The following is an 11971-nucleotide window of genomic DNA, read 5'->3' on the forward strand; positions in this document are numbered from 1 at the left end:
CCGGGCTCCTCATCGCAGGCGGATGCGCGGATCGAGCCGCACATAGACGGCGTCGACGATCCAGTTGACCGCCACCACCACCACCGAGCTGCACAGCAGGATGCCGAGCAGCAGGTTGAAATCGCGCTGGAACAGCGCCTCGAAGGCCAGGCGGCCCAGGCCCGGCCAGGAGAACACGGTCTCCACCAGCACCGCGCCGCCGACCACCGAGCTGGCCTGCACGCCCAGCATGGTCACCAGCGGCAGCAAGGCGTTGCGCAGCACGTGTGCGAACAGCACGCGCGGCGCGCGCGCACCCTTGGCCACGGCGGTGCGCACGAAATCCTGGCGCCGCACCTCAATCATGGCCGCGCGCATCAGGCGCGTGTAGACCGCCATGTAGAACAGCCCCAGCGTGACCGCCGGCAGCACCAGGTGGCGCGCCACGTCCAGCACATGGGCCAGACCCGTGTAGCCGGCCTCGACGGTGAACATGCCGCCCACCGGCAGCCAGTCCAGCCAGACCGAGAACACCACCACCAGCATCAGCCCGATCCAGAACAGCGGCGTGGCGAAGAACAGCAGCGCCAGCGCCGAGATCAGGGCATCGGCCAGCCGGCCGGCGCGATAGGCCGCCAGCGTGCCCAGGATCACCCCGGCCACGGCGGCGAACACGATGGCCGCGCCCATCAGCAGGAGCGTGGCCGGCACCCGCTCGCCGATCAGCTGCGCCACCGGCATGCCGTGGCGGAAGGAATAGCCGAGGTCGAACTGCGCCAGGTGCAGCAGGTATTTGCCGAACTGCACCGCCAGCGGCTGGTCCAGCCCGAACTGCGCGCGCAGCGCCGCCATGTACTCGGGCGTGGCGGCGCCGGCCTCCCCGGCCAATACCTGGACGGCGTCGCCCGGCGCCAGGCGCAGCAGGAAGAAGTTGATCACGGCCACGCCCAGCACCACCGCCGCCAGTTGCAGCAGGCGGCGCAGCGTAGCGCGCGCGAAGGCCCCGGCGCGGCTGGGCGCGGCCGGCGCCGGAGCGGCCGCGGCGATGAAGGGTGCGCTCATGATCGGGCCTGCTCAGCGCTGCACGATGGCAGGGTTGGCAGCGTTGACGCCGGCCGGCGCAGCGGCCGACCTGGCGCCATTGTCGAACCAGGCGTTCTTCAGCGAGCTGTAGATCTGGTCGACGCCGGCCACGGTGTCCTTGAGGCTGGACGATTGCACGGTGAAGAAGTGCATCTCCAGCAGCGGCAGCGACGGCAGGTCGGTCTGCACCCGCTGCTGGAGCTTCTTGAACAGCGCCACGCGTTCGGCCTGGCTGGGCGAGCTCTGGGCCTGCTCGATCAGCTTGTCGGTCTCGGCGCTCTTGTAGCCGGAGCCGTTGCTCCAGGGGATGTTCTTGCCGACCGAGTCGCTCCAGTAGGCGCGCGTGACGCCCACCAGCGGGTCGGCGAAGCCGGCGAACCAGACCACCGAGAGGTCGAAGTCGCGGTCGCCGTAGACGCGCTTGGTGTAGGTCGGCGTGTCCTGGGCGCGCACGTTGACGTCGATGCCGATGCGCTTCAGGGAATTGCGGATGAACTCGCCGCTGCGCCTGAAGTCGTCGCCGTAGGGCAGGTAGTCGAGGTTGATGCGCAGGCGGGTGCCGTCGGCGCCGCGCTTGAAGCCGGCTTCATCCAGCAGCGCCTCGGCCTTCTTGGGGTCGAAGCCGTATTGCGGCACGTCGGCGGTGTAGAACTGCTTGAGGGTCGACACCACCGGGCTGTCAGCCGGCTTGCCGAAGCCGTACCAGACCACTTTGTTGAAGGCGTTGCGGTCGATCGCATAGGCCAGCGCCTGGCGCACGCGCAGGTCCTTGAAGTAAGGCTTGTCGAGGTTGATGTCGACGAACAGCCAGGGCGAGATCCAGTCGTAGCCGCGCGTCTCCAGTTTCAGCTGCGGCAGCTTGGCCAGGCGCTCGGCGTCCTTCAGGGGCACCGGCGAGAACGGGGCGTACTGCGCCTCGCCCTTTTCCAGCGCGGCGGCGCGGGCGCCGGCGTCAGGCACGATCTTGAAGACGATCTTGTCGAGATAGGGCTTGCCGCGATCCCAGTAGTCCGGATTGCGCTCCAGCGTGATGTAGTTGCCGCGGCTCCATTCCTTGAACACGAAGGGGCCGGTGCCGACCGGCTTGTTGTTGTAGGGGTTGTTGAGGATGTCGGTGCCTTCGTACAGGTGCTTGGGCAGCACCTGCGCGCCGTTGCTGTTGAGCGAACTCAGCACCGCCAGCGAGGGCTCGCTGAAGTGGATCACCACGGTGTAGTCGTCCGGCGTGTCGGTGGAGGTCACCTTGCCGTACAGGATCTGGTTGCGCGGGTGGATCTTCTTCCACACGTTTTCCAGGGTCCATTTCACGTCGGCTGAGGTGAAGGGCTTGCCGTCGTGCCACTTCACGCCGCGGCGCAGGTGGAAGGTCAGCGTCTTGCTGTCCTTGGAAAACTCCCAGCGCTCGGCCAGCGCCGGGCGCAGCTTGAAGTCGTTGTCGTATTCGACCAGGCCGTCGAACACGTTGGCGCTGAAGAAGCCGGTCGGCGCCGCAGTGTTGAGCGCCGAGGTGAGGATCACCGGCTCCGGCTGCAGGATGGCGGTGAGCGTGCCGCCGGACGTGGGCGCGGCGGCGTGCGCGGCCGCGCACAGGGCCAATGCGGCCCCGGCCAGCCATGCGCGCAATGTGGTGTGCTTGAACATGATTTCCCCTTGTGGTTGTGACGACGTGTGCGTGGCGCCCTGGCGGCCTAGTCCAGCCAGGCGTTCTTCAGCGAGCCTTGCGACTGGTCGCCGCGCACGTCGATGCCGTGCAGGCGGGGCGAATGCACCGTGAAGAAGTGCAGCTCCAGCAGCGGCAGCGTGGGCAGCTCGCTCTGGGTGATCTGCTGGAAGCGCTTGAACAGCGTCACGCGCTCGGCCTGGGTGGCGGCGCCCTGCGCTTGCTCGATGATCTGGTCGACCTCCTTGTTGCTGTAGCCGGAGGCGTTGGTCCACGGCACGTTCTTGCCGACCCAGCCGGACCAGTACATGCGCGTGAGGCCGATCTGCGGGTCGGGGAAGGAGGCGTTGTAGGTGATCGAGGTGTCGAAGTCGCGGTCGCCGTAGACGCGCTTGGTGAAGGCGGCGGTGTCCTGGCTGCGGATGTTGAGTTCGATACCCACGCGCTTCCACGACTGCTTCAGGTATTCGGCGGTGCGGCGGTAGTCGTCGCCATAAGGCAGGTAGTCGTTGCTGAGCGTGAAGCGCACGCCGTCGGCGCCGCGCTTGAAGCCGGCCTCGTCCAGCAGCGCCTCGGCCTTCCTGGTGTCGTAGCCGTAGCGCGGCACGCTGGCGTCGAAGAACTGGGACAGCGAGCTGGGCACGATGGACACGGCCGGCTTGCCGTAGCCGTACCAGACCACCTTGTTGAGGCCGTCGAGATTGGTGGCGTAGGCGATGGCGCGACGCACCCGGGCGTCCTTGAGGTACTTGTTGTCGAGGTTGAAGTCCAGGTACATCACCGGCGAGGACCACTGGTAGCCGGCGGTCTCGACCCTGGCCTTTCCGGAAGCGGCCAGGCGCTGCGCCTCCTTGGGCGGCACCGGGCTGAACACGGCGTACTGGCCTTCGCCGTTTTCCAGCTGGGCGGCGCGCGCGCCGGCGTCGGGCACCACCTTGAAGACGATCTTGTCGAGGTAGGGCTTGCCTTTGTCCCAGTAGTCCGGATTGCGTTCGAGCGTGATGTGGCTGCCGCGGCTCCATTCCTTGAAGACGAAGGCGCCGGTGCCGATCGGCTTGTTGTTGTTCGGGTTGTTGAGCACGTCGCCGCCTTCGTAGAGGTGCCGGGGCAGCACCGGGGCGCCCCAGGAATTGAGCGTGGACAGCAGCGCCAGCGACGGCTTGGTGAAGCGGAACACGGCGGTCAGCTCATCGGGCGTGTCGACCTGGGTGAGGTTCACCAGGATCGCCTTGTTGCGCGGGTGCAGGGTCTTCCAGACGTTTTCCACCGACCACTTGACGTCGGCCGAGGTGAACGGCTTGCCGTCGTGCCACTTGACGCCGCGGCGCAGGTGGAAGGTGATCGCCAGGCCGTCGCGCGACACCTCCCAGCTTTCGGCCAGCTCGCCGTGCGGCTTCAATGCGCTGTCGTAGCTGAGCAGGCCGTCGTAGACGTTGGTGGAGATGAGCGAGGTCGGCTGGGCGGTGTTGACCGCGCCGGTCAGCGTCACCGGTTCGGGCTGGACGATGGCCAGCAGCGTGCCGCCGGACCTGGGGGCGGCGTGCGCGAATGGAGCGGCGGCGCCGCAGGCCAGTGCGAGCGTGGCCGCGATGGCCTTGGAGCGGATAGGCATGTCTTCTTGTTTTCCCTTGGGTTGCGGATGCGCGCGAGCGCTGCCGCGCCCGTCGGGCCGGGGCGGCGGCGCGCGCCTGCGATGGTTGTATTCGTTACAGCGCGCCGTGGCGCGGCGGCTTCTTGCCGTTCAGGTAGAAGTTGCCGATGGCGTGGTACTTCCAGCGCACCGGGTCGTGCAGCGTGTGCACGCGGGCGTTGCGCCAGTGGCGGTCGAGGTTGTGCTCGGCCAGCGTCGATTGCGAACCGGCCAGCTCGAACAGCTTGCTGCCGGCCGCCAGCGAGACTTCGGTGGTCAGCACGCGCGCCTCGGCCACGGCGATCGAGGCCTCGGCCACGCTGTCTTCGTCCGGCGCGGCTGCGGCCGCGTCGACCTTGCGGCCGGCGCGCTGCACCAGCGCCTCGGCGGCGTGCAGCTGGATGGTCAGGTCGCCCACTTCGCGGATGGTCAGCGGATCGTCGCTGGCGCGCTCGACGCCGCTGTCGACCCAGGGGCGCGAACGGCTGCGCACGAATTCGAGCAGGTCGCGGTAAGCGGCGCGGGCGATGCCGAGGTCGATGGCGGCGTGCTGGATCTGCGCCATCGGGCCGATCTGGGTCGGCCGCGTGAAGGCCGAGGCGAAGCCGATCACGGCGTCGGCCGGCAAGTGCACGTTCTCGAACACGGCGCTGCCGCTGCCGGTGGTGCGCTGGCCGAAGCCGGACCAGTCGTCGATGATGGTCAGTCCGGGCGCGTGGCGCGGCACGATGGCCAGCTGCTGCACGCCGGCCTCGTCGATCACCGAGGTCGGCACCCAGTCGGCGTACAGCGCGCCGGTGGCGTAGAACTTGCGGCCGTTGATGCGATAGCCGGGGCCGTCCGGGTCGCGCGCCAGGCTGGTCTTGCGGTCGTGCGAGGTCTTGGTGCCCAGCTCGGCCAGCGCGTTGCCGAGGCGGTCGCCCTGCAGCACGCGCTCGAAGAAGAAGCGCTTCTGCGATTCGCTGCCGTTCACGCGGATCAGTTCGACCGCGTAGAAATGGTTTTGCGGGATCTGGCCGATGGAGCCGTCGGCCGAGGAAATGGTGGCGATCACCTCGGCCAGCGTGCCGTAGGAGACGCCGGCGCCGCCGTATTGCCGGGGCACGGTGATGCCCCACAGGCCCGAGCGCACGTAGCGCTCCAGCTCATCCCAAGGCAGCTTGCGCTCGCGGTCGCGCAGCGCGGACTCCCTTTCGAAATCCTCGGCCAGCTTGCGGGCGACGGCGAGCGCCTCGGCGTCGTCGCGGATGCGGGCGACGATGCGCGGCGCGCCGGAGCCGGCGGGCGGCAGCGAATCGAGCGTGGTGGAAGCGGCGGCGGTCTGGGTCATGGTGTTCCGTCAGGTAGGCGATGAAGAAAGAGGAGCGCTCAGCTCCACGAATGGCGCGGCGGCGGCGTGCCGTTCAGGGCGTAGTTGCCGATGGCGTAGTACTTCCAGCGCACCGGGTCGTGCAGCGTGTGCACGCGGGCGTTGCGCCAGTGGCGGTCGAGGTTGTGCACCGCCAGCGTGGAGGCCGAACCGGACAGCTCGAACAGCTTCTCGGAAGCCAGCAGGGACAGTTCGGTGGACAGCACCTTGGCTTCGGCCACCGCCGCTGAGGCCGCGGCCATCTGCTCGAAGCTGATGGTCTCGGGCAGCGCGTCGAGCACGCCGGCGGCGCGCTCCAGCAGCGCGTCCGTGGCGTGCAGGCGCAGCGTCAGGTTGCCGATGTCGCGCAGGATGTAGGGATCGTCTGAGGCGCGCTCCAGGCCGCTGTCGGCATAGGGCCGCGCGCGCGTGGTGACGAACTCGATGGCGTCGCGCACGGCGGCGTGGGCGATGCCGGCGTCGATGGCGGCCTGGATCAGTTGCGAGACCGGACCGATGTTGTTGGCCTGGCGCAGGAAATCCTTGACGTGCAGCACCTGGCCGGCCGGCACGTGCACGCCGTCGAACACCACGCTGCCGCTGGCGGTGGTGCGCTGGCCGAAGCTGGACCAGTCGTCGATGACGCGCAAACCCGGCGCGTCATGGCGGTTGTAGATGAACAGCGGCTGGCCCTCGTCGTCGATGGCGCGGGTGGGGATCCAGTGCGCGTAGAGCGCGCCGGTGGAATAGAAACGCGTGCCGGTCAGCAGGTAGCTGCCGTCGCCGGCCTCGCGATCGAGCAAGGCGCGCGTGCGCACGTCGAGCACGTTCTTGCTGTTGCGCTCGGGCCCGGCGTTGCCGAAGCGCGCGCCGCTCAAGGCTTGCGCGAAGAAGAAGCGTTTCTGCTCCTCGCTGCCGGCGTTGGCGATGACGTTGAGGTTGCCGAAATGGTTCTGCGGAATCTGGCCGATGGAAGGATCGGCGGCGGAGATGATCTTGAAGACTTCGGCTACCGTGTTCCAGGAGGCGCCGATGCCGCCGTAGGCGCGCGGCACCGCGATGGCCCACAGGCCGGTGCGCGAGAAACGCTCGATCTCCTCGAACGGCAGGCGCCGCTCGCGGTCGCGTTCAGCCGCGCCACGGGCGAAATCCTGCGCCAGCTCGCGCGCCACCTGCAGCGCGTGTTCGTCGCTGGCGATGCGCTGGGCCGACGGGGCGGAATGGGGAGCAGTGCGGCGCACATTGGGTGCGCGCTGGGCGTCGATGACCGCTGACATGAAACGATGATCCTTCCTGAAATGGCCGGCGCCCATGGAGGGCGAACGCCGGGCCGGAGGATCATTAGAGCAAAGCGCGGCGCTTTGCAGAACGAAGCTTTGCGCATGTGCTTGCTTGGATTTCTCATGCTGCGTTTTCCGCGCAAGCTTATGCGCGCAGCGGTGTCACTGACTGCGCGCGGCGTCGTAGGCGCTCATCAGCGTGCGCACGCCCTCGGCGTCGGCCGGCGCCATCGGCGTAAACACCAGCAGCCGCAGCTCGGGGCGGCCGTCGACGGCAAAGGTGGAATATTCGAGGTTGAGCGTGCCCACGCCGTCGCGGTCGATGCGCTTGGAGCCTTCGCCGTAGATGCTGACCTCCTGCTCGCACCACAGGCGGGCGAAGTCGGGACTGCTCGCGCACAGCTCGTCGACCATGCCCTGGACGTGGCGCGAGGCGCCGGCGCGCACGGCGTCGGCGCGAAAGGTGGAGACCACCATGCGGGCGACGCTTTCCCACTCCGGCTGCCGGTCGCAGGGGCGCGCGTCGGCGAAGATCAGGCGCAGGATGTTGCGCTCCCCGGGCGCCAGCGCCGGATAGTCCGCCAGCACCGCACAGGCGGCGCGGTTCCAGGCCAGCACGTCCCAGGTGGCGCTGCGCACCAGTGCGGGACTGGCGCCGAAGGCGTCCAGCACGCGCTGCAGGCGCGGCGAGACCTCATTGTCGGCCGCGTAGCGCACCTCCGGCGGACGCCCCTGCGCCAGCATGAACAGGTGCTGGCGCTCCACCTGGTCCAGCATCAGCGCCTGGGCGATGCGCTCCAGCGCTTCGGGCGACGGCGCGCCGCCGCGGCCCTGCTCCAGCCAGGTGTACCAGGTGGCGCTCACGGCCGCGCGCTGCGCCACTTCCTCGCGCCGCAGCCCGGGCGTGCGGCGCCGTCCTGCCGGCAGCCCCAGCGCGGCCGGATCGATGCGCTGGCGGCGGTCCCGGAGATAGTTGCCCAGCGCGTTGGCGTGGAGGTCGGCGGCGGTGCTCATGCTTATCCTGTTAGTCGGTATACCGGTAAGACGTCACGGCTTCAAAGGCCGCGACGGCGCGACGAGAATGGCTGGTCGCCGTTCACTATAGCCATTACTCGAAAGGATTTCATCATGCGTATTTTCGTCACAGGCGCTACCGGTTTCGTCGGCTCGGCCGTGGTCGATGAATTGCTGCGGGCCGGGCACCAGGTCACCGGGCTGGCGCGCTCGGAGGCAGGCGCTGCGCAGCTGGCGGCAGCCGGCGCGCAGGCGCTGCGCGGCTCGCTGGAGGAGCTCGACAGCCTGCGTCGCGGCGCGGCGCAGGCCGACGGCGTGATCCACACCGCCTTCATCCACGACTTCAGCAAGTTCAAGGAGAACTGCGAAACCGACCGCGGCGTGATTGCCGCGCTGGCCGACGGCCTGGCCGGCAGCGCGCGGCCGCTGATCGTGACCTCGGGCACCGCGCTGGTGCCGCCGGGCGCCGTCGCCACGGAGGCGCTGCGCGCCGGCGCCGCCCATCCGCGCGTGGCCTCGGAAGAGGCTGCCGATGCCGCGCATGCGCGCGGCGTGAACGCTTCGGTGATGCGCTTGCCGCCTTCGGTGCATGGCGCCGGCGACCACGGCTTCGTGCCCATGCTGATCAAACTGGCGCGCGCAAAAGGCGTGTCGGCTTACGTCGGCGCGGGCGAGAACCGCTGGCCGGCGGCGCATCGCCTGGATGTGGCGCGGCTCTACCGGCTGGCGCTGGAGCACGGCAACAACGAGCACCGACGCTGGCATGCCAACGCGGAAGACGGCGTGCCGTTCCGCGCCATTGCCGAAGCCATCGGGCGCGGGCTGAAGCTGCCCGTGGTCAGCGTGGCGCCCGGCGAGGCGGCGGCGCACTTCGACTGGTTCGCGCATTTCGTGGCGCTGGACAATCACGCCTCCAGCGCCTACACGCGCGGGCTGGTGGGATGGCAGCCCCAACAGCCGGGCCTGCTGGCCGATATCGAGGATGCGGCTTCGGGCTACTTTGCCGCGTAGGATCGCCGCTGGCGTTTCTCCGCCGCGCATAAAAAAAGCCGCCGGGTTTTCCCTGGCGGCTTTTCTCATTGCGTCTTTCCGGCAATCATTCCACGCAGACTTCTTCTTCCCGACGCGCCTGGTCATGCAGGGCATGGTCGGTCGCCTTGGGCGCGCGACGGTCCAACGCCGCGCCCCACAGCGCCAGGGCCAGCGCGACGAACGCCAGCACCGCGCCCAGCAGGGGGATCCCGGTCAGGCCGAAGCCCAGGGTCAGCACCGCGCCGCCGCCGAAAGCGCCCGCCGCGTTGCCCAGGTTGAAGGCGCCGATATTGAGCGTGGAGGCCAGGATGGGCGCCATCGCCGCCTTGCCCATCACGTTCATCTGCAGCGCCGGCACCGCGGCAAACGCCGCCATGCCCCACAGGAACACGGTCACGATGGCCGACACCGGCGCGTGGCTGGTGACCATGAATACCAGCAGCACCGCGCCCAGCATGCTGAAGTTCAGGCGCAGCGCGCGCATCACGTTGCGGTCGGCCAGCTTGCCGCCGATGATGTTGCCCACCGCCAGGCCCACGCCGATCAGCAGCAGCACGCCGGCCACGCCGCGCGGCGAGATGCCGCTGACGTCGCGCAGGATCGGCGCGATGTAGGTGAACACGGCGAAGGTGCTGGCGGAAAACACGACGGTGGTGGCGAAGGCCAGCCACACCGGCTTGCTGCGCCAGAGGGCGGCGCTGTCCTCGGCGGTGCCGTCGGAGGTCTGGATGCGCGTCGGCAGGAAGGCCATCACGGCCGCCAGCGAGACCAGGCCGATGGCGGTCACGCCGAAGAAGGTGGCGCGCCAGCCGAAGCTCTGGCCCAGCAGCGTGCCGGCCGGCACGCCGACCACGTTGGCCAGGGTCAGGCCGGTGAACATCAGGGCGATGGCGCTGGCCTGCTTTTCCTTGGCGACCAGGCTGGTGGCGACCACCGCGCCCAGGCCGAAGAAGGAACCATGGGCGAAGGAGGTCACCACGCGCGCCGCCATCAGCATGCCGTAGTTGACCGACAGCGCGCACAGCAGGTTGCCGGCGATGAAGATCAGCATCAGCAGGGCCAGCGCGCGCTTGGGCGCGATGCGGCTGGTCACCGAGGCCAGGATGGGCGCGCCCACGGTCACGCCCAGGGCATAGCCGCTGACCAGGTAGCCGGCCGCCGGCAGGCTGACCTGCAGGTCAGCCGCCATTTCGGGCAGCAGGCCCATGATGACGAATTCGGTGGTGCCGATGGCGAAGGCGCATAGCGCCAGGGCGAACAGGGGGATGGGCATGTTTTTCTCCGGAGGGCGTGGCGTGTGGGCGTGTGGCGGCGGGCGCATGCTGTACTGCAGCATGCGCAAGCGCGCACCTTAACCCAGATGCGCGGTTCTTGCAGGCGGCAGCGCGTTTTGCGGGCGCTGCCCATGCCGGCTTTGCAGTAAACTCCCGTAACAACAGAACAAAAACGCATAAGCGCGAGCGGCATGCCCGGCACCGCCCCGCGCGCTCCATAACGACAAGACTTCAAGGGAAGAGACACATGTTCCACACCGACCGCGCCCCCGATTTCAAGACCGTGCTGATCGCCAGCGGCGTGGTGCTCACGCTGGCCATGGGCGTGCGCCATGGCCTGGGCTTCTGGCTGCAGCCGATCTCGCAGGCGCACGGCTGGACGCGCGAGACCTTCTCGCTGGCCATTGCCATGCAGAACCTGATGTGGGGCGCCATCGGCCCCTTCGCCGGCATGGCCTGCGACCGCTTCGGCACGGCGCGGGTGATCGTGCTTGGCGCCTTTTTGTACGCCGCCGGCCTGCTGTGGATGGCGCTGGCGCACCAGCCGGCGCTGTTCGTGATCGGCTCGGGCGTGCTGATCGGCGGCGCGCTGGCCTGTACCGCCTTCGGCGCGGTGAGCGGCATCGTCGGCCGCAGCGCGCCGCCGGAGAAGCGCTCCTGGGCCTTCGGCATCTCTTCGGCGGCCGGTTCCTTCGGCCAGTTCATGATGATGCCGGTGGAGCAGCAGCTGATCTCGGTGGCCGGCTGGCAGCAGGCCTTCTTCTGGCTGGCCGCGCTGGTGCTGGTGATGATGCTGCCGATGGCCTTGCGCCTGAAGGAGCCGGCGCGCGCGGCCGCCGCGCACGGGCAGAGCATCGGCGAGGCGATCCGCGAAGCCTTCGGCTACCGCTCGTTCCAGCTGCTGGTGGCGGGTTATTTCGTGTGCGGCTTCCAGGTGGTGTTCATCGGCGCCCACCTGCCCTCCTACCTCAAGGACAAGGGCATCATGGATCCCAACGTGGCGGTGATCGCGCTGGCGCTGATCGGCCTGTTCAACATCTTCGGCTCCTATTACGCCGGCAAGCTGGGCGGCCTGCTGCCCAAGCGCTACCTGCTGGCCGGCATCTACTCGGCGCGCAGCGCGGCCATCGCGCTGTTCCTGGCCGCGCCGCTGTCGCCGTGGTCGGTGTACCTGTTCGCGGCGGCCATGGGCGTGCTGTGGCTCTCAACCGTGCCGCTCACCAACGGCATCGTGGCCGGCATCTTCGGCGTGAAGCATCTGTCGATGCTGTCGGGCTTCGTGTTCTTCTCGCACCAGGTGGGCAGCTTTTTGGGCGTGTGGCTGGGCGGCTGGCTGTTCACGCGCCAGGGCAGCTACGACACGGTATGGGCCATCACCCTGGGCCTGGGCGTGTTCGCCACGCTGATCAACCTGCCGGTGCGCGAACAGGCCATCGCCCGCCCGCTGGCGGCGCGCTGAGCGGAGAACCTTGCCGTGACCGCGCGCTCTGTTCCCATGGCTGCCCGCTGGCGACGCCTGGCGCTGCTGGCGGGCGCGGCGGCGGTGCTGGCGGGGATCTTCCTCGCCTACCTGCAACCGGCCTTCATCGTCGACCTGGCCAATCGGATTTACCTGTGTTTTTAACCAGTAGTGGTTTGGAACTGCGCTAGAATGGGCCGACGATCCACATT

General features: G+C 68.8%; 10 protein-coding genes. 3 read left to right on the plus strand and 7 right to left on the minus strand.

The genetic code is table 11. From position 1 onward, the window contains the following. Positions 1 to 9: 9 nt before the first annotated feature. From Herbaro_RS22155 to Herbaro_RS22180, 6 genes are all read right to left on the minus strand, one after another. Entirely contained in the window at positions 10 to 1041 is a 1032-nt protein-coding gene (locus tag Herbaro_RS22155) for an ABC transporter permease (protein WP_275011758.1), read from the minus strand. 12 nt (positions 1042 to 1053) lie between these two features. Next, a complete protein-coding gene (locus Herbaro_RS22160) occupies positions 1054 to 2703 on the minus strand; it encodes an ABC transporter substrate-binding protein (protein WP_275011759.1) in 1650 nt (549 codons plus the stop codon). 47 nt (positions 2704 to 2750) lie between these two features. Next, positions 2751 to 4334 (minus strand): ABC transporter substrate-binding protein, encoded by a 1584-nt coding sequence (locus Herbaro_RS22165; RefSeq protein WP_275011760.1) that lies wholly within the window; start codon positions 4332 to 4334, stop codon positions 2751 to 2753. 94 nt (positions 4335 to 4428) lie between these two features. Then, entirely contained in the window at positions 4429 to 5682 is a 1254-nt protein-coding gene (locus Herbaro_RS22170; protein WP_275011761.1) for an SfnB family sulfur acquisition oxidoreductase, read from the minus strand. Between the two features lie 38 nt (positions 5683 to 5720). Continuing rightward, positions 5721 to 6977, minus strand: coding sequence for an SfnB family sulfur acquisition oxidoreductase (locus Herbaro_RS22175; RefSeq protein ID WP_275011762.1), 1257 nt, complete (start codon positions 6975 to 6977; stop codon positions 5721 to 5723). A gap of 165 nt (positions 6978 to 7142) precedes the next feature. Further along, positions 7143 to 7994 carry a helix-turn-helix transcriptional regulator gene (locus Herbaro_RS22180; protein WP_275011763.1) on the minus strand — a complete coding sequence of 284 codons (852 nt, stop codon included), beginning with the start codon at positions 7992 to 7994 and terminating at the stop codon, positions 7143 to 7145. Positions 7995 to 8108: 114 nt separating this feature from the next. On the opposite strand from Herbaro_RS22180, the gene Herbaro_RS22185 reads away from it, so the two are divergent. After that, positions 8109 to 9005, plus strand: coding sequence for an SDR family oxidoreductase (locus tag Herbaro_RS22185; RefSeq protein ID WP_275011764.1), 897 nt, complete (start codon positions 8109 to 8111; stop codon positions 9003 to 9005). Positions 9006 to 9090: 85 nt separating this feature from the next. Here Herbaro_RS22185 and Herbaro_RS22190 read toward each other — a convergent pair whose 3' ends face one another. Then, complete coding sequence (locus Herbaro_RS22190) at positions 9091 to 10299, minus strand: MFS transporter (RefSeq protein ID WP_275011765.1); 1209 nt, start codon at positions 10297 to 10299, stop codon at positions 9091 to 9093. A 248-nt stretch (positions 10300 to 10547) separates the two neighbouring features. Here Herbaro_RS22190 and Herbaro_RS22195 point away from each other — a divergent pair, with 248 nt between their 5' ends. Together Herbaro_RS22195 and Herbaro_RS22200 are read left to right on the plus strand one after the other, a co-directional pair. Continuing rightward, positions 10548 to 11759 (plus strand): MFS transporter, encoded by a 1212-nt coding sequence (locus Herbaro_RS22195; RefSeq protein WP_275011766.1) that lies wholly within the window; start codon positions 10548 to 10550, stop codon positions 11757 to 11759. A 15-nt stretch (positions 11760 to 11774) separates the two neighbouring features. After that, entirely contained in the window at positions 11775 to 11924 is a 150-nt protein-coding gene (locus tag Herbaro_RS22200; protein WP_275011767.1) for a hypothetical protein, read from the plus strand. Positions 11925 to 11971: the final 47 nt, after the last annotated feature.

It is taken from the genome of Herbaspirillum sp. WKF16 (genome assembly GCF_028993615.1).
Lineage (GTDB): Bacteria > Pseudomonadota > Gammaproteobacteria > Burkholderiales > Burkholderiaceae_D > Herbaspirillum.

Bases quoted from the DNA above. Each gene is read 5' to 3' on its own strand.
- Herbaro_RS22155 (WP_275011758.1), bottom strand. From the start codon at position 1,041: ATGAGCGCACCCTTCATCGCCGCGGCCGCTCCGGCGCCGGCCGCGCCC.
- Herbaro_RS22160 (WP_275011759.1), bottom strand. From the start codon at position 2,703: ATGTTCAAGCACACCACATTGCGCGCATGGCTGGCCGGGGCCGCATTG.
- Herbaro_RS22165 (WP_275011760.1), bottom strand. From the start codon at position 4,334: ATGCCTATCCGCTCCAAGGCCATCGCGGCCACGCTCGCACTGGCCTGC.
- Herbaro_RS22170 (WP_275011761.1), bottom strand. From the start codon at position 5,682: ATGACCCAGACCGCCGCCGCTTCCACCACGCTCGATTCGCTGCCGCCC.
- Herbaro_RS22175 (WP_275011762.1), bottom strand. From the start codon at position 6,977: ATGTCAGCGGTCATCGACGCCCAGCGCGCACCCAATGTGCGCCGCACT.
- Herbaro_RS22180 (WP_275011763.1), bottom strand. From the start codon at position 7,994: ATGAGCACCGCCGCCGACCTCCACGCCAACGCGCTGGGCAACTATCTC.
- Herbaro_RS22185 (WP_275011764.1), top strand. From the start codon at position 8,109: ATGCGTATTTTCGTCACAGGCGCTACCGGTTTCGTCGGCTCGGCCGTG.
- Herbaro_RS22190 (WP_275011765.1), bottom strand. From the start codon at position 10,299: ATGCCCATCCCCCTGTTCGCCCTGGCGCTATGCGCCTTCGCCATCGGC.
- Herbaro_RS22195 (WP_275011766.1), top strand. From the start codon at position 10,548: ATGTTCCACACCGACCGCGCCCCCGATTTCAAGACCGTGCTGATCGCC.